Origin of the sequence: Amycolatopsis australiensis (assembly GCF_900119165.1) — a bacterium.
Classification (GTDB): domain Bacteria; phylum Actinomycetota; class Actinomycetes; order Mycobacteriales; family Pseudonocardiaceae; genus Amycolatopsis; species Amycolatopsis australiensis.
The window spans coordinates 7,731,124-7,747,658 of sequence record NZ_FPJG01000006.1 but is presented as its reverse complement, the minus strand read 5'-3'; the positions used below and the strand labels follow the sequence as shown (position 1 = coordinate 7,747,658).

Genomic DNA, 16,535 nt, shown 5'->3' with positions numbered 1-16,535 from the left:
CCCGATCGTGCCAGATCCGGCGGCCCGGCGGTGCGGGGAACGGCTTCAGAGGCTGCGCGCGACGATGTCGCCGTGGGACGTGGTCGCGCGGATGCGGAGCCCGGCGGCGCCGTCGTTCTTCAGCGCGTTGGTGACGCGGCCGTAGGCCGTGCCGGCGTCCAGGGTGGCCGAGACGCCGGCCGCGGCGCCGACGCTGATACCACCGGACTGGGTGGTCAGCTCGACCGTGCCGGTCGTGGCTTCGCCGACGTGGATGCCGCCGCGGGCGGTGCTGATCCGGGCGGGGCCGGCCAGGCGGCCGACCTCGACGTCGCCGTCGGTCGCGGTGAGGTGGACGCTCGCGGCCTCGTCGAGCTTGATCCGGCGGTACGCGCCGTCGAAGGCGACGTCACCGAGCCGGCCCACGGTGTCGAGCTCCGCGGCGGCGGTTTTCACGTCGACGCTGGAGCCCTCGGGCAGGTGGACGGTCAGCTCCAGGGCGCCGGTCGCGCCGAAGGAGCGGTTCCCGGGCTGCGGCGCCTCGACCCGCAGGACCCCGTCGGCGCAGGTGACGGTGGTCTGCTCGGCGGCCTTGACGTCCCGGGTCCTGGCCGGGTCGGCCGGCTTGACCTCGACGGTGGTGTCCGTGCGGGCACCGGCGACGAGCCGGACGCGGCCGGCGGGCAGGGTCAGGACGGCGGTGATCGGGGCGGTGGTGGCGAAGGTCGGCATCGTGGTCTCCGTGTTCGTCGTGGTTTCTCTTGCCGGGAACCACGATCGCCGGGCGGGTTGACACGCGGCGGTCACCGCGCTGACACGGCGGCTGACACGGGACGGCGGCAGGCGGGACACGTGCCGGAGGAGGCGAAGGGCACCGCTGAACATGGCTGACTCCCGGTGAGCCGGCCTCCGAGCGGGTGGCGGCGCCACGCAGAGGGTCGAGGTGAAACCGGTTCCGAGGATCGCCCCGCGGCGGGGGACTGTCAAGGGTTGACAGGTCGGGGCCGGTGGTATGAACCTCGTTACCGATCGTCCCAGGCCGGCCCTTCGAGGCATCCGCCCGGCGCTGAAGGGGACGAGCCGGACGACGCCGTCCCCTGACCGGCGGCGGGTCCGCCCCACATTCCCGGCCAGGGAGGAACCATGCCCACGAACGCCTTGCCGCGGCGCGCCCGCCGCGGACCCGGAACCCGCTTGGCGACGCTGGCGGCGGCGCTGGCCGTCGCCGTGCTCGGCCTCGCCGTCCCCGCGGCGAGCGCGGCGGATTCCCTTATTTCGCAAGGGAAATCCGCCACCGCGTCCTCGGTGGAGAACGCCGGGACGCCGGCGAGTGCCGCGGTAGACGGCAACACCGGCACCCGCTGGTCGTCGCAGTTCAGCGATCCACAGTGGATCCAGGTCGACCTCGGCGGCGCGGCGACGGTCAGCCAGGTCGTGCTGCGCTGGGAGGCGGCCTACGCGACCGCGTACCAGATCCAGGTGTCCGACAACGCTTCCGGCTGGTCCACTGTGTACCAGACGACCTCCGGCACCGGTGGAGTCCAGACGGTGAACGTCACGGGATCCGGACGGTACGTGCGGCTCCTGACGACCGCGCGGGCCACGCCCTACGGCGTCTCGCTGTGGGAGTTCCAGGTGTTCGGCACCGGCGGCGGGACCACGCCGCCGGGCGCGGGCGTCCCGCCGGACTCGTTCTGGGGCGACACCGGCAGCATCCCGGCGGCCCGCGACGTGCTCACCGTGAAGGTGCTCAACCGCACCAACGGCAAGTACCCGGACAGCCAGGTGTACTGGACCTTCGGCGGCCAGACGCATTCGATCGCCGAGCAGCCGTACCTCGACATGCCGGCCAACTCGGCCGGGCGCATGTACTTCACGCTCGGCAGCCCGGCCGGCCAGTACACCGACTTCATCGAGTTCACCGTCGGGCCGGACGTGTTCAACGGCAACACGACCCGGGTGGACGCGTTCGCGCTGAAGCTGGCCATGCGCCTGCACGCCCACGACGGCTACGACGTCCAGGTGGGCGACGACTACCCGACGTTCCAGGAGGACCGGTCGGCCACGTTCGCCAAGTTCCAGGCCGAGGTGCCCGCCGAGTTCCGGGGGCTGGCGACGGTGAACGCGCCGTACCGGATCCCGGCCCCGGGCAGCGCGCCGGACTTCCGCGCGGGCGGGAAGTACGCGAACTACTTCACCGCCTACGCGCAGTCGGTGGGCGTCGACGAACCGACGTCGAACATCACCGGCTGCGCGGGCTCACTGGCGGGCAACCCGGACATGTGCGCGGCGCTCAACCGCCACACGGCCCAGCTCCCGCGGTCCCAGTGGCCGGACCCGGCCCAGTACTACCGGGCGGCACCGGCGAACTACTACGCGAAGTTCTGGCACGACCACGGGATCAACCACCTCGCGTACGGGTTCCCGTACGACGACGTGGCTGGCCAGTCCTCGTTCGTCTCCCACGGCGACCCGCAGTGGCTGGTGGTCGCGGTCGGCTGGTGAAAGCTTCAGGCGTGGCAGGCCAGGTCGCGGATGACCGCCGTAGGCGTTCAGGATCGGAACGGCTACACGCAGCGGTGGTCACCCGGCCGCGGCACGGGACGCCGGGGCAGCACGGACTCCAGCAGCGCTGCGGCCGCGTCCATCGTCGGCCGCAGCGCGGGGGCGGGGTGCAGCAGCCGCAGCACGGCGTCGGCGAACGCCACCACCCACGCGTGGGCCGACGCGGCGGAACTGAAGTCCGGCGACCGGCTCGACACACCCGGCGACGGCCACGTCACCGTCGTCGCCGACCGCCGCTACCCCGACCACGTCCGCACCTTCAACCTCAGCGTCGACACGGTTCACACGCACTACGTCCTGGCCGGGAACACGCCGGTGCTGGTGCACAACACCGAGGGATGCGGCCCCGAGACGTACTATCGCGGTTCGCAAGTGTCCTCACTCGTCGACATCTTGAACAAACGGGCTCGACGCGAACCGGGCGGCGGCGAACTACACCGACGGGCCTGGCGGCTTCTTCCTCGCGACCCACGAGGGCGACGCCTGGCACTTCGCGGCCAGGAACGGAGGGTCTTACGGGTTGATCAAGGTGTCTATGTCGGACGGTGCGATGGATCAGCTGCGCGCCGCCGGGGCGGTGACGAGGGTGATCCCCGGCGGTCCGGAGGCACCGGCTTTCGAAGGTCAGGCGTTCCACATCCCCGCGTCGGCGTTCGACCTGTTCAACAAACTGCGCTCGGAAGGCCAGATCGTTGTTTCGCCCTGAGGACATCGAAACCGGCGACCCGTTCGACTACGCGCGGCGGGAACAGGGGCGTTTCTTCCGAGGCGGCCGCTACAGCCCGCAGGAGGTGGCGTCGATGATCGTCCTCGAGGCGATTCTCGCGGGGGCCGGAGATGTGCGGGTCGAGGTGGCTGACGGGTGGATCTGCGTCTGCGCCGACGTCGACTGGCTGCAGGGGATCGAGGCGGAAGCCTTCAGCGGGTTCGCCCCGTTCACGGCCGGGGGGCCGAACGGCGTCACATCGGAGTTCTTCCCCGTCGTGTTTTCGGCTTCGGTCGCGACGGCGAAGCGTTCCGAAGTCCGGCTCGTCAAGGGTGCTTCCGCGGGACCGCTCGGCGGCTTGGGCGGCAGCTGGGAGCGTGTGGTCGCGTTCGAACTGCCGTGAGACGCGTGGCGGGCGCGAACGAGCAGGCAGGCGGCCTTGCCCACGGGGGCGAGGGTTACCCTGAAGGGCGATGACCGAGAACCAGCAGCCCAGGACGTACGTCATCCGGACCTTCGGCTGCCAGATGAACGTGCACGACTCCGAGCGCCTCGCCGGGCAGCTCGAAGACGCCGGGTACGCCCCCGCCGCGGCCGGGGCCAAGCCCGACCTCATCGTGTTCAACACCTGCGCCGTCCGCGAGAACGCCGACAACAAGCTCTACGGCACCCTCGGGCACCTGCGTCCTGACAAGGTCGCGAACCCCGATCTGCAGATCGCCGTCGGCGGGTGCCTGGCGCAGAAGGACCGCGGGGAGATCGTCAAGCGGGCGCCCTGGGTGGACGTCGTGTTCGGCACGCACAACATCGGGTCGCTGCCCACGCTGCTGGAGCGCGCCCGGCACAACGCCGAGGCCGAGGTGGAGATCCTCGAATCGCTCGAGACGTTCCCCTCGACGCTGCCCGCGCGCCGCGAATCGTCCTATGCGAGCTGGGTGTCCGTTTCGGTCGGCTGCAACAACACCTGCACCTTCTGCATCGTCCCGTCGCTGCGCGGCAAGGAACGCGACCGGCGGCCCGGCGAGATCCTCGCCGAGGTCGAGGCACTCGTCGCCGAGGGCGTGCTCGAAGTCACGCTGCTCGGCCAGAACGTGAACTCCTACGGCGTCGAGTTCGGCGACCGGCTCGCCTTCGGGAAGCTGCTGCGCGCGACCGGCGGCATCGACGGCCTGGAGCGCGTGCGCTTCACCTCCCCGCACCCGGCGGCGTTCACCTCCGACGTCATCGAGGCGATGGCCGAGACGCCGAACGTGTGCCACCAGCTGCACATGCCGCTGCAGTCCGGGTCGGACCGGGTGCTGCGCGAGATGAAGCGGTCCTACCGCTCGGCGCGCTTCCTGAAGATCCTCGACGAGGTCCGCGCGGCGATGCCGGACGCGGCCATCACCACCGACATCATCGTCGGCTTCCCCGGCGAAACCGAGGAGGACTTCCAGGCCACGCTCGACGTCGTCGCCGAGGCGAGGTTCTCCAGCGCGTTCACCTTCCAGTACTCGAAGCGCCCGGGCACGCCCGCCGCGACGATGGCGGGCCAGCTGCCGAAGGAGGTCGTGCAGGAGCGCTACGACCGCCTGGTCGAGCTGCAGAACGCGATCTCGTGGGAAGAGAACAAGAAGCTCGTCGGCCGGAAGGTCGAGCTGCTCGTCGCCGAGGGCGAGGGCCGCAAGGACGCCGAGACGCACCGGATGAGCGGCCGCGCGCGCGACGGGCGGCTGGTGCACTTCACGCCGGCCGGCCCGGCGGTGGACCGCGGGGTGCGTCCCGGCGACGTCGTCGAGACGGTCGTGACGTACGGCGCGCCGCACCACCTGGTGGCCGACGGCGACCTGCTGTCCCACCGGCGGACGCGGGCCGGGGACAACGCGGAGGCCGGGCTGCGGCCGAAGACGAGTGGCGTCACGCTGGGCCTGCCGGGCTTCGGTGCCCCGGCGGCCCGGCCGGAGCCGGTGAGTGGGTGTGCGCTGTGACGGAGTCCAAGGGCAACGGCGAGCTGGCCGAGCTGGCCGCCGAGATCGACGAAGTGGGCCAGCAGGCGTCCCGGACGGTGGAGCTGGGCCGTCGCGGGTTCACCATCGCGGTGTGCACGTTCGTGCTGCTGATCTGCCTGATCCTGCCGTGGGTGGGCGACCACGCGGGCTGGCGGGTGCTGGCGGGCGAAGGCGGCGGCATCCCGCAGCTGTTCGCGGCGACGTCGACGGCGATCGGCATCCTGGCCTCGGCGGTGGCGCTGGTGACGCGCCGGTGGTGGCTGGCCTGGGTGTGCGCCGCCGGTGGCTGGTTCGCGTCGGTGGACGGGCTGCTGGCCATCTGGTCGCAGCAGTCGTCGCACGCGAGCGGAGCCGCCGGCGGCGGACCCGGGATCGGCCTGATCATCGCCTGGATCGCGACGATCTGCCTGGCGGTGCAGTGGATGCGGACGGCGTTCTCCCGGACCTAGATCACGACGACGGAGATCAGGTTCGAGACGGCGCTGACGTAGAGGTCGGTCTCCGGGTGGTAGACCCGCAGCGTCAGGCTGGCCCGGACGCTGAAGGTCAGGCTGAACACGAAGTTCCCGTTCGGGCGGCAGGTGCCGCTGGTGAGGTCGACCCAAACGCCGCCCTGCAGCTGCTGGACGACGACGGGTTCCGCACCGGCGACGCTCTCCTGCCCACCGAGGTCGGCGAACGAGCCCTTGATCTTCGTCTCTTCGCCGACCTTGACGCGGGTCTTGTCGGCCTTGGCCTCGATCTTGGCCTTGTGCTTCTTGGGCCCTTGAACGGCGACGGAAGCGGGCCCGGGCAGGGCGGCGGCCACCGCGGGAGCGGCGAGCGCGACGGTGCAGGCGACGACCAGGGCGGACACGAGGTTCGATGTCTTGCTCATGATCGAAGTGGAGCACCGCGGGCGCCGGACCGCGCCCGGAACCCCCCGGCCGGGGAGCCGGTGGGACCGCTTCGGGTGATGTGTCGACCGTCCGCTTGCGGAGAAGTTGCGGGCGGGGCTCGCCGGCTTGTCCACATCACGATGGCGCTGCTGTGGACAGGCCGGCGCGGGACCTCAGTGCCCCGGGGCCTTGGTGCAGCCGAAGACCTCAGCGGTCCGCGACCGCAGCCTCGGCAGCCTGCAGCCACTCCCGCCACTGCGCGGCCTGCTCATCGGCCTTCTTGGCCCGCCGCTCGTCCCCGGCCGCCCTGGCCTTCGCCGCCTGGGCTTCGAACTGTGCCACTCGCTCGCGGAACTGGGCCGCCCTGGCCTGGGCCTCCGGGTCCGTGCGGCGCCAGCGGGTGTCCTCCGCCGCCTTGACCGCGTCCTGGACCGCCTTCAGCCGGCCGTCCAGCTCGCGGATGCGCTCGCGCGGGACCTTGCCGATCTCGTCCCACTGCTCCTGGATGCGGCGCAGGGCGCTCTTCGCCGCCTCCAGATTCGCCGTCGCGTCGATCTTCTCCGCCTCGACCAGCAGTTCCTCCTTGCGGGCCGCGTTCTGCGCGAACTCCGCGTCGCGCTCGGAGAACACCGCCGAGCGGCGGGCGAAGAACTTGTCCTGGGCCGCGCGGAACCGCTGCCACAGCGCCTCGTCGCTGTCCTTCGGGGCCCGGCCCGCGGCCTTCCACTCGGCCATCAGGTCCTTGTAGCGGCCGGCCGTCTCGCCCCAGTCGTCGGACTCGCTGATCGCCTCGGCTTCGGCGATGAGCTCCTCCTTGCGCTGCTTCGCCGCGGCGCGCTGCTTGTCGAGCTCGGCGAAGTGCGAGCCGCGGCGGCGGTTGAACGCCTCGCGGGCCTTCGAGAAGCGCTTCCACAGCTCGTCGTCGGTCTTGCGGTCGACGCCCTTGATCGTCTTCCACTCGTCGAGGATCGCGCGCAGCCGGTCGCCCGCCGCCTTCCACTGGGTCGACTCGGCCGCGATCTTCTCGGCCTCCTCCGCGAGCGCCTGCTTGCGGGCGACGGCGGCCGCGCGGGCCTCCTCCCGCTCCGCCTTCGCACTGGCCAGCGCCTTCTCGGCGTGCGCGATGACGTAGTCCAGCCGGGCGGCCAGCGCCGCCAGGTCACCGACCACGGCGGCCTCGGCCAGCCCCTCCCGGATCTGGGTGGCGCTGGTCAGCGCGTGCTTCGGGTCGCCTGCCCCGGAGATCAGCCGGGTCTCCAGCAGCTCGACCTCGGTGCGCAAGTCGTCGAAACGCCGGGCGTAGTGCACCAGGCCCTCGTCGGGGCTGCCTGCCTGCCAGACCCCGACGGCGCGTTCCCCCTCGGCGGTGATGACGTAGACGGTGCCTTCGTCGTCGATCCGGCCCCAGGTCGACGGGGCGGGTTCGGCGGGCGGCACGGGCGGGGCGGCGTGCCCGGCGTGCAGCGCGTGCGGCACCGGGTGCGGGGCCGGGGTACCGGTGGAAGTGTTCTCCTGGGCCATCGCAGGCTCCTTATCGCCTGTACGCCCGCTCGCGCGGGCGCCCCGCCGCGGAAGCGGGGCCGGGTAATGCGGTCGTCACGGGCCGTGCTCGGATGCAACGGCCCCACGCGGCATTCAAGCAGCTCAGCGCGCACCGTGGTACCGGATGAGCCACTCGAAGGTCGTGATCCTACTTCCGGTGGACGCTCCGTGGCGGCCCGCCGGTATCGTCGGCCGTCGTGAACAGCTCCGTCGCCGCGGTCGCGGTGGTCGGCCCGACCGCCACCGGCAAGACCGCGCTCGCCGTCGAGCTGGCGCTGGAACTGGGCGGCGAGGTCGTCAACGCCGACGCGCTGCAGCTCTACCGGGGCATGGACATCGGCACGGCCAAGGCCACCGAAGCCGAGCGGCGCGGTGTCCCGCACCACCTGCTCGACGTCCTGGACGTCACCGAGACGGCGTCCGTCGCGGCCTACCAGCGGGACGCCCGCGCCACGATCGAGCGGCTGCTGGCCGGCGGCAAGGTGCCGGTGCTGGCCGGCGGGTCCGGCCTCTACGTCCAGGCCGTGCTCGACGACCTGCGCTTCCCGGGCACCGACCCGGCCGTGCGGGCCCGGCTCGACGCGGAAGCCGCGGAGCTCGGCACGGCCGCGCTGTACACCCGGCTGGGGGAGCGTGACCCGGCCGCCGCGGCCGCGATCCTGCCGACCAACACGCGGCGGATCGTGCGCGCCCTCGAGGTCATCGAGATCACCGGCGAGCCGTTCTCGGCGAACCTGCCCAAGCCCGGGCCGGCCCGCTACGGCACGGTCGTGATCGGCGTCGACCGGGACCCGGCGGAGCTCGACGGGCGCGTCGACGAGCGCGTCCGGCGCATGTTCGCCGCCGGGCTGGTCGACGAGGTGCGCGAGCTGGAGAAGCGGGGCCTGCGCGAAGGCAAGACGGCGTCGCGGGCGCTCGGCTACCAGCAGGTGCTCGCCGAGCTGGACGGCGACGGCGACTTCGACGCGGCAGCGGCTGCCACGGCGCAGGCGACGCGGCGGTTCGTCCGGCGGCAGCGGTCCTGGTTCCGGCGCGACCAGCGGATCCACTGGTTCGACGGCGCCGAGCCGGGGCTGGCCGCACGCGTCCTGGATACCCTGGCCCGGTAATCTGGACGTATGGGCGGAATCGAGTTCCTCAAGGGGCACGGCACGCAGAACGACTTCGTGCTGCTCCCCGACCCGGCGGGCCGCCTCGAGCTGACCGAGGCGAGGGTCGCCGCGCTGTGCGACCGCCGCCGCGGCCTCGGGGCCGACGGCGTGCTGCGCGTCGTCCGGGCCGCGGCGCTCGACGAGCCGTCCGCGGGCGAGTGGTTCATGGACTACCGCAACGCCGACGGGTCGATCGCGGAGATGTGCGGCAACGGCGTGCGCGTCTTCGCCCGCTACCTGGTCGATTCCGGGCTCGCGGCCGAGGGCGGGTTCGTCGTCGGCACCCGCGCGGGCGACCGGCCGGTGGTGGTGCACCCGGACCGCTCCGTGACCGTCCACATGGGACCGGCGACGATCACCGGCACGTCGGTCACGATGGTGGCGGGCCGCCCGTTCTCCGGCGTGGCCGTCGACGTCGGCAACCCGCACCTGGTGTCCCTGCTCGACGACGACGTGGCGGACCTGGACCTGCGCGAGCAGCCGGACTTCGACCACGACGTCTTCCCGCACGGGGTGAACCTGGAGTTCGTCAACCGGCTCGGCGAGGGCGCGCTGCGGATGCGCGTGCACGAGCGCGGGGTGGGGGAGACGCGGGCGTGCGGCACGGGCACGGTCGCGGCGGTGGCGGCGGCGTTCCACCTGGCGGGCACGGACACCGGCGCGTCCACAGTGGACGTCCCGGGCGGCCGGGTGGCGGTGACGGTGTCCCGCGGCGCGTCGACCCTGTCGGGCCCGGCGGAGATCGTGGCGCGCGGGGAGATCGACGAAGGCTGGTGGGCCGCCGCCGGTTCCTGACCGCGGCCCACCTGCGTCACATCTTCGCTTCGACCGCGAACTCGCCTTCGCGGGTTTCCACGGAGGCGATCGCGCCCGCGATCCGGATGTCCGGCTCGATCCGCGTGAAGCGGGCCAGCACGTCCGCCGGGGCGGTCACCGTCAGGGTCTCCACTGCCGTGCGCATCGACACCCGCGCGTCCGTCTTCGCCCGGCGGACCGCCGCTATCACCTCGCTCGCCAGTGAAAGCGGCCGCGGGTCACCCTCGGCGGCGACCGACGGCCACGGCGCGCGGTGCACCGATCCCTCCTGCCACCACGACCAGACTTCCTCCGTCGCGAACGGGAGGAACGGCGCGAACAGCCGCAGCAGCGCCGACAACGTCGTGACCAGCGCCGCCTGCGCCGAAGATGCCGCGTCCGGGCCCCGGTCGCCGTAGGCGCGGCCCTTCACCAGCTCGACGTAGTCGTCGCAGAACGTCCAGAAGAACGTCTCCGTCACCTGCAGCGCCCGCGCGTAGTCCAACGCCTCCAAGGCCGCCGTCGCCGACGAAACGACAGCCGAAAGCGAAGCCAGCAGCGCCCGGTCCAGCGGCTCGGTCACGGCCGCGGCAGGTGCCGGCACGCCGAGGCCGAGCACGAACCGGCTCGCGTTGAGCAGCTTCGTCGCCAGCCTGCGGCCGACCTTCATCTGGCCTTCGTCCACCGCCGTGTCGACGCCCGGGCGCGCGCTCGCCGCCCAGTAGCGCACCGCGTCCGAGCCGAACCGCTCCAGCAGGTCCACCGGGGTGATCACGTTGCCGATGGACTTCGACATCTTCTTGCGATCCGGGTCGAGCACCCAGCCCGCGATCGAGGCCGCCCGCCACGGCAGCGCGCCGTGCTCCAGTTCCGCGCGCACCGCCGTCGAGAACAGCCAGGTGCGGATGATCTCGTGCGCCTGCGGCCGCAGGTCCATCGGGAAGACTCGCCCGAAGAGGTCGTCATCCAAGCTCCAGCGGCCGACGATCTGCGGGGTCAGCGACGACGTCGCCCACGTGTCCATCACGTCGGGGTCGCCGGCGAAGCCGCCGGGCGCGCCGCGCTGGTCCTCGGTGAACCCCGGCGGGACGTCGCTGCTCGGGTCGACCGGCAACGTGTCCGGCAGCAGGCGCGCGTCGTAGTCCGGCTCGCCGTGCTCGTCGAGGCGGTACCACAGCGGGATCGGCACGCCGAAGAACCGCTGGCGGCTGATCAGCCAGTCGCCGGCCAGGTTCCCCACCCACGCCGCATAGCGCACCTGCATGTGCTTCGGCACCCAGTCCAGCTCTTCGCCGCGGGCGAGCATCTTCTCCCGGAACGCCGGGTCGGTGCCGCCGTTGCGCAGGTACCACTGCCGGCTGGCGACGATCTCCAGGGGCTTGTCGCCCTTTTCGTAGAACTTCACCGAATGGGTGATCGGCCGTGGCTCACCCCGGAGGGCGCCGGCCTCGCGCAGCAGGCGCACCATGATCTCGCGTCCCGTGTGGACGGTCTTGCCGGCCAGCGGCGCGTACGGCTGCGCCGGCACGCCGGACGGCGCGTCCGGCAGGAACCGGCCGTCGCGGCCCAGCACCACCCGCGTCGCCAGGCGCAGCTCCCGCCACCACGTGACGTCGGTGGTGTCGCCGAAGGTGCACACCATCGCGATGCCGCGGCCCTTCTCCGGATCCGCCAGGTGGTGGGCCAGCACCGGCACCTCGACGCCGAACACCGGCGTCCGCACGGACTTGCCGAACAGCGGCCGGAACCGCTCGTCGTCCGGGTGCGCCACCAGCGCGACGCAGGCGGGCAGCAGCTCGGGCCGGGTCGTCGCGATCACGACGTCCTCGCCGTCCGGGCCGGTGAAGGCGAGGTCGTGGAACGCGCCGCGGCGCTCGCGGTCCTCCAGCTCGGCCTGCGCCACCGCCGTCCGGAAGCTGACGTCCCAGAGCGTCGGCGCTTCGGCCTGGTACGCCTCGCCGCGCTCGAGGTTGCGCAGGAACGCGCGCTGCGAGATCAGCCGCGCGTCGTGCCCGATCGTCTGGTAGGTCATCGTCCAGTCGACCGACAGCCCGAGCCGCCGCCACAGCTGCTCGAAGACCTGCTCGTCGGTCACCGTCAGGGCTTCGCACAGCTCGACGAAGTTGCGCCGCGACACCGCGACGACGTCCTTGCCCGGCTTCTCCGGCGGCCGGAACTCCGGGTCGTACGGCAGGGACGGGTCGCAGCGGACGCCGAAGTGGTTCTGCACCCGGCGCTCGGTCGGCAGGCCGTTGTCGTCCCAGCCCATCGGGTAGAACACCTCCAGCCCGCGCATCCGCTTGAACCGCGCCAGCACGTCGGTGTGGGTGTAGGAGAAGACGTGCCCGATGTGCAGCGAGCCGCTGACCGTCGGCGGCGGCGTGTCGATCGAGTAGATCTCGTCCCGGGTCTTCGTCCGGTCGAAGCGGTGCAGGCCGGTGGACTCCCACACGGGTACCCACTTGGCCTCCAGACCGTCGACACCGACCTTGTCCGGGACTCGTGGGCGCTCGTAAGGGCTGCTCATGAAGCAACTCTAGGCGGCTCCGGAACCGGTTTTCGCCTCGGTCGGCAGGTCGCGCATGCGCCGCAGCGGTGACCACAGGACCCACAGCACCGCCGCGACCTCGCCGGCGACCGCCACCCACACCGCGCCGCGCAGGCCCAGCCATTCGCCGAGCCCGCCGCCCAGCAGCCCGCCGAGCGGCATCGTGCCCCAGACGACGAACCGCACGCTCGCGTTCATCCGGCCGAGCAGCCGGTCCGGGCAGATCGCCTGCCGGTAGGAGACCTGGGCGACGTTGTAGACGATGATCCCGAAGCCGCCCGCGACGAGGCCCAAGCCGGCGAGACCGAGCCGCCAGCCCGGCGCGGCGAGCGGCACCAGCAGGTGGCCGGGCATGGTGAACAGCGGCACCAGCCAGATCGCCCGGGCCTGGCCGATCCGCCGCGTCAGGGTGCCCGAGCAGAGCGCGCCGAGGATCCCGCCGGCGCCACCGGCGGCCAGCAGCACGCCGACCGCCGCGGGCGGCAGGCCGGCGGTCCGCGTCAGGAACAGCACCTGCACGGCCATGAGCGCGCTGTTGAAGAAGTTCGCCGTCGCCGTCGTGCCCACGATCGCCCGCAGCGGCTTGTCGGAGAAGACGAACCGCAGTCCTTCGGCGATCTGCGGCAGCAGCCGGGCGTGGCCGTCGCGCTCCGGCTGCGGCTCGACGGTGCGGATGCGCAGCAGGAACAGGGCCGACGTGAGGTAGCCGAGGCCGGTGATCAGCACGGTGTTGGCCGCGCTGACCAGCTGGACCAGCACGCCGGCGCCGCTCGGCCCGGCGATCTGCGCGACCGACTGGACCGACTGCAGCTTCGTGTTGCCCTCCAGCAGGTGCTCCCGGCCGACCAGCGACGGCAGGTAGGACTGGTAGGCGACGTCGAAGAAGACCGTCGCGACGCCGGTGCACAGCACGACCACCAGCAGCTGGGCGAGCGTCAGCACCCCGGCCCACCAGGCGAGCGGCACGGTGGTCAGCAGGACGAACCGGGTGAAGTCGGCGGCGAGCATGACGCGGCGGCGGCGCAGCCGGTCGACCCACACCCCGGCGGGCAGCCCGATCAGCAGGAACGCGGTCGTCTCGGCCGCGGTGAGCAGGCCCATCTCGAACGGCGTCGCGGCCAGCGTCACCGCCGCGAGCAGCGGGATGGCGGTGTAGCCGACGTTGGTGCCGAGCTGGCTTGCCGTGTCGCCGGCCCACAGCCGCCGGAAGTCGGCGTGGCGGAAGAGTGACCCCCGGTGCATGGTTCCCGAGTGTGGCGGGAGTGATTGGAAACTGTCAATCACTGTTCCGTCTAGGCTGTGCGCGTGCCTGACGGGAAACGGCGCGCCGCGACCGAAGCCGAGGCCGCGGCGCTGGCCTCGGGAATACGGCTGCGCATCATCCGGTTGACGTTCTCGGAGGCGCTGACGAACAAGGAGCTGGCCGAACGGCTGGGCCGCGACCCGGCGACGACGCTGCACCACGTGCGCAAGCTCGTCGAGACCGGGTTCCTCGCCGCGCAGCCGCCGCGCCGCGGGGCACGGGGCGCCAGGGAAATTCCGTATCTTTCGACGGGGCTTTCGTGGACACTCGACTCATGCGGTGACAAGGGCGTGGATCAGGCGATGCTCGAGGCGTACCTGGCCGAGATCGCCGAAACCGGGTTCGCGGGCGTGCACCAGACACGCCTGGTCGTCCAGGTGGCCCCCGAGGAGCGGGCGGAGCTGGAAGCCCGGCTCGAAGCCCTGTTCGAGGAGTTCCGCGCGCGTCCCCGCCGTCCCGGTGCGGAGCGCACCGCGATCTACCTCGCCACCTATCCCAGCTCGTAAAAGTTCGGTTCCCGCGGCGAATCGTGGGAACATGGAGGCACGATGACAGAACTGACACACACCGAAGACCACGACGACGACCTGTACGACCCGTCGACCGGCGAGATGGAGCTCGAAGACCGAGCGTCGCTGCGGCGCGTGGCCGGGTTGTCCACCGAACTCGACGACGTCACCGAGGTCGAATACCGGCAGCTGCGGCTGGAACGCGTCGTGCTCGTCGGCGTGTGGACCGAGGGCACGGCCCTGCAGTCCGAGGCGTCGCTGGCCGAGCTGGCGCGCCTGGCCGAGACGGCGGGCTCGGAGGTCCTCGAAGGCCTCATCCAGCGGCGGACCAAGCCGGACCCGGCCACCTACATCGGCTCGGGCAAGGTCAAGGAGCTGCGGGACATCGTCTCCTCCACCGGCGCCGACACCGTGATCTGCGACGGCGAGCTCTCGCCCGGCCAGCTGCGCCAGCTCGAGGAGAAGGTCAAGGTCAAGGTCATCGACCGGACCGCCCTGATCCTCGACATCTTCGCCCAGCACGCCCGGTCCAAGGAGGGCAAGGCGCAGGTCGAGCTGGCCCAGCTGCAGTACCTGATCCCGCGGCTGCGCGGGTGGGGCGCCTCGCTGTCCCGGCAGGCCGGTGGCCGCGCCGGCGGCGCGAACGGCGGCGTCGGCCTGCGCGGTCCCGGTGAGACCAAGCTCGAGACCGACCGGCGGCGGATCAACAAGCGCGTGGCGAAGCTGCGTCGCGAGATCGCGGCCATGGACACCATCCGCGAGACCAAGCGCGGGCGGCGGCTGGCCAACGAGGTGCCCAGCGTGGCGATCGTCGGCTACACCAACGCCGGCAAGTCGAGCCTGCTCAACGCGCTGACCGGGGCCGGGGTGCTGGTGGAGGACGCGCTGTTCGCGACCCTCGACCCGACCACGCGGCGCGCGCAGACCGCCGACGGGCGCGGCTACACGCTGACCGACACCGTCGGGTTCGTGCGGCACCTGCCGCACCAGCTGGTGGACGCGTTCCGCTCGACGCTGGAGGAGGCCGCGGACGCGGACCTGCTGCTGCACGTGGTGGACGGGTCCGACCCGGCGCCGGAGGAGCAGGTCAGCGCCGTGCGCGAGGTGCTCGGCGAGATCACCCGCAAGCGCAAGGAGCCGCTCCCGCCGGAGCTGCTGGTGATCAACAAGATCGACGCGTCCGACGAGGTCAGCCTGGCCCGGCTGCGCCACGCGCTGCCCGGCTCGGTGCAGGTCTCGGCGCGCAGCGGGGCGGGCATCGCGGAGCTCGTCGAGGTGATCGCCGACCGCCTGCCGCGGCCGGAGGTCACGGTCGACGTCCTGGTGCCCTACTCGCGCGGCGAGCTGGTCGCGCGGGCGCACGCGGACGGCGAGGTGCTCGAAGAGGAGCACGTCGAGGACGGCACGCGCCTGCTGGTGCGGGTCCGCCCGGACCTCGCCGCGGCTTTGCGCGAGTACGAGACCAACTCGACCAGGGCCTGACACGTCTCCCAGTAGGTTCCAGTGTGCGACCGAAGGGGTCGCACACTGGAATCTCCCCGGAGGTGGCTGGGTGCGCTGGCTGGTTGTCTTGGCCTTCTTGGCTGTGCTGAGCGGGCCCGCCCCGGCTTGGGCCGCGTCTCCGGAGACGTTGTGCACGGTCGGCGATTCGCGCATCGGCGAGCTGTCCGGCCTGGTTTCCGACGGCTCGAAGCTGTACGCGATCAACGACGGCGGCAGCAAGGTCCAGGTGTTCGTGCTGGGCAGGGACTGCAAGGTCCAGAAGGTCCTGACGGATCGGACGGACCCGTTCGACGTCGAGGACCTGGCGCGGACGCCCGACGGGACGTTGTGGCTGTCCGACACCGGCGACAACCAGAAGGGCCGGCTGACGGTCGCCCTGCTGGAGATGAGCCCGCAGGGCAGGGTCACGCTGCACCGGCTCACCTACCCGGACGGCCAGCACGACACCGAAGCGCTGATCATGGACAAGACGGGGACGCCGTACCTCATCACCAAGGACATCCTGGGCGAGGCGCGGGTGTACCGGCCGTCGGGACCGCTGGCGAGTCCCGGACCGACCAACCTGGAGAAGGTCGGCACGGTGAAGATCGCGACGACCGACACCCAGGGCGGCCCGGTGGGCTCGATCGGATCGGTGCTGGTGACGGGAGGCGCGTCGACGGCCGACGGCACGGTGATCGCGCTGCGGACGTACACGGACGCCTATCTCTACGCCGCCCCGGACGGAGACGTCCTGGCGGCGTTGCAGCGCAACCCGGTGCGGATCCCGTTGCCGGGGGAGAAGCAGGGCGAGGCGATCGCGTTCGACCCCGACGGGACGTTGTTGTCGGGCAGCGAAGGGGTCGGCGAGCCGATCCGCGCGGTCCGCGGCGCGGCGGCTTCGGCTGCTTCGGCGGCGCCTTCCCCGGACGGAAAGCCCGCGGCGGGCGCGAGTGGCGCGTCCGGTTCGGACGGTGGGGGAGTACCGGTGCTGCCGGCGGCCGGGATCGCGATCGCGGTGGTGGGCCTGGGGTGGTTCGGGTTCACCAGGCTGCGCCGCCGCCGCGGCTGAGGTCCCGCCGTCCACAG

Annotated in this window: 16 protein-coding genes; 10 read left to right on the top strand and 6 right to left on the bottom strand. The window is 72.1% G+C overall.

Annotation, left to right across the window (positions count from 1 at the left end; translation table 11 throughout):
• Positions 1-45: 45 nt before the first annotated feature.
• On the bottom strand, positions 46-711 hold the full coding sequence (locus BT341_RS36915) for a DUF4097 family beta strand repeat-containing protein (protein ID WP_072480634.1): 666 nt from the start codon (positions 709-711) through the stop codon (positions 46-48).
• Between the two features lie 411 nt (positions 712-1,122).
• Between BT341_RS36915 and BT341_RS48020 the strand changes: the two genes are divergently transcribed.
• Positions 1,123-2,484 carry a beta-1,3-glucanase family protein gene (locus tag BT341_RS48020; protein ID WP_072480633.1) on the top strand — a complete coding sequence of 454 codons (1,362 nt, stop codon included), beginning with the start codon at positions 1,123-1,125 and terminating at the stop codon, positions 2,482-2,484.
• A 62-nt stretch (positions 2,485-2,546) separates the two neighbouring features.
• Here BT341_RS48020 and BT341_RS45745 read toward each other — a convergent pair whose 3' ends face one another.
• On the bottom strand, positions 2,547-2,762 hold the full coding sequence (locus BT341_RS45745; protein WP_177328983.1) for a hypothetical protein: 216 nt from the start codon (positions 2,760-2,762) through the stop codon (positions 2,547-2,549).
• A 317-nt stretch (positions 2,763-3,079) separates the two neighbouring features.
• Between BT341_RS45745 and BT341_RS45740 the strand changes: the two genes are divergently transcribed.
• From BT341_RS45740 to BT341_RS36890, 4 genes are all read left to right on the top strand, one after another.
• A complete protein-coding gene (locus tag BT341_RS45740; protein WP_177328982.1) occupies positions 3,080-3,250 on the top strand; it encodes a hypothetical protein in 171 nt (56 codons plus the stop codon).
• 94 nt (positions 3,251-3,344) lie between these two features.
• The gene (locus tag BT341_RS36900) at positions 3,345-3,653 is read left to right on the top strand and encodes a hypothetical protein (RefSeq protein ID WP_143168766.1); all 309 of its coding nucleotides are present in this window, start codon (positions 3,345-3,347) and stop codon (positions 3,651-3,653) included.
• Between the two features lie 70 nt (positions 3,654-3,723).
• Positions 3,724-5,217, top strand: a complete 1,494-nt coding sequence (miaB, locus tag BT341_RS36895) for a tRNA (N6-isopentenyl adenosine(37)-C2)-methylthiotransferase MiaB (protein WP_072480630.1) — start codon at positions 3,724-3,726, stop codon at positions 5,215-5,217.
• Complete coding sequence (locus tag BT341_RS36890) at positions 5,214-5,687, top strand: Rv2732c family membrane protein (RefSeq protein ID WP_072480629.1); 474 nt, start codon at positions 5,214-5,216, stop codon at positions 5,685-5,687. Before miaB ends, BT341_RS36890 begins: the two co-directional genes overlap by 4 nt.
• Here BT341_RS36890 and BT341_RS36885 read toward each other — a convergent pair.
• Positions 5,684-6,115, bottom strand: coding sequence for a hypothetical protein (locus BT341_RS36885; protein ID WP_072480628.1), 432 nt, complete (start codon positions 6,113-6,115; stop codon positions 5,684-5,686). The genes BT341_RS36890 and BT341_RS36885 overlap by 4 nt on opposite strands.
• A 208-nt stretch (positions 6,116-6,323) precedes the next feature.
• Entirely contained in the window at positions 6,324-7,637 is a 1,314-nt protein-coding gene (locus BT341_RS36880; protein WP_072480627.1) for a DUF349 domain-containing protein, read from the bottom strand.
• 218 nt (positions 7,638-7,855) lie between these two features.
• Between BT341_RS36880 and miaA the strand changes: the two genes are divergently transcribed.
• A complete protein-coding gene (gene miaA / locus BT341_RS36875) occupies positions 7,856-8,767 on the top strand; it encodes a tRNA (adenosine(37)-N6)-dimethylallyltransferase MiaA (protein WP_072480626.1) in 912 nt (303 codons plus the stop codon).
• Between the two features lie 9 nt (positions 8,768-8,776).
• Complete coding sequence (dapF, locus tag BT341_RS36870; RefSeq protein ID WP_072480625.1) at positions 8,777-9,604, top strand: diaminopimelate epimerase; 828 nt, start codon at positions 8,777-8,779, stop codon at positions 9,602-9,604.
• Positions 9,605-9,620: 16 nt separating this feature from the next.
• Here dapF and valS read toward each other — a convergent pair whose 3' ends face one another.
• A complete protein-coding gene (gene valS, locus BT341_RS36865) occupies positions 9,621-12,131 on the bottom strand; it encodes a valine--tRNA ligase (RefSeq protein ID WP_072480624.1) in 2,511 nt (836 codons plus the stop codon).
• 9 nt (positions 12,132-12,140) lie between these two features.
• Positions 12,141-13,394, bottom strand: coding sequence for an MFS transporter (locus BT341_RS36860; protein WP_072480623.1), 1,254 nt, complete (start codon positions 13,392-13,394; stop codon positions 12,141-12,143).
• Between the two features lie 63 nt (positions 13,395-13,457).
• Here BT341_RS36860 and BT341_RS36855 point away from each other — a divergent pair, with 63 nt between their 5' ends.
• The 3 genes from BT341_RS36855 to BT341_RS36845 all read left to right on the top strand — a co-directional run bounded on the left by BT341_RS36855 (position 13,458) and on the right by BT341_RS36845 (position 16,518).
• Positions 13,458-13,961, top strand: a complete 504-nt coding sequence (locus BT341_RS36855) for an ArsR/SmtB family transcription factor (protein ID WP_072482380.1) — start codon at positions 13,458-13,460, stop codon at positions 13,959-13,961.
• 42 nt (positions 13,962-14,003) lie between these two features.
• Positions 14,004-15,446, top strand: coding sequence for a GTPase HflX (hflX, locus tag BT341_RS36850; RefSeq protein ID WP_072480622.1), 1,443 nt, complete (start codon positions 14,004-14,006; stop codon positions 15,444-15,446).
• Between the two features lie 70 nt (positions 15,447-15,516).
• Positions 15,517-16,518 carry an esterase-like activity of phytase family protein gene (locus BT341_RS36845; protein ID WP_072480621.1) on the top strand — a complete coding sequence of 334 codons (1,002 nt, stop codon included), beginning with the start codon at positions 15,517-15,519 and terminating at the stop codon, positions 16,516-16,518.
• Positions 16,519-16,535 lie beyond the last annotated feature (17 nt).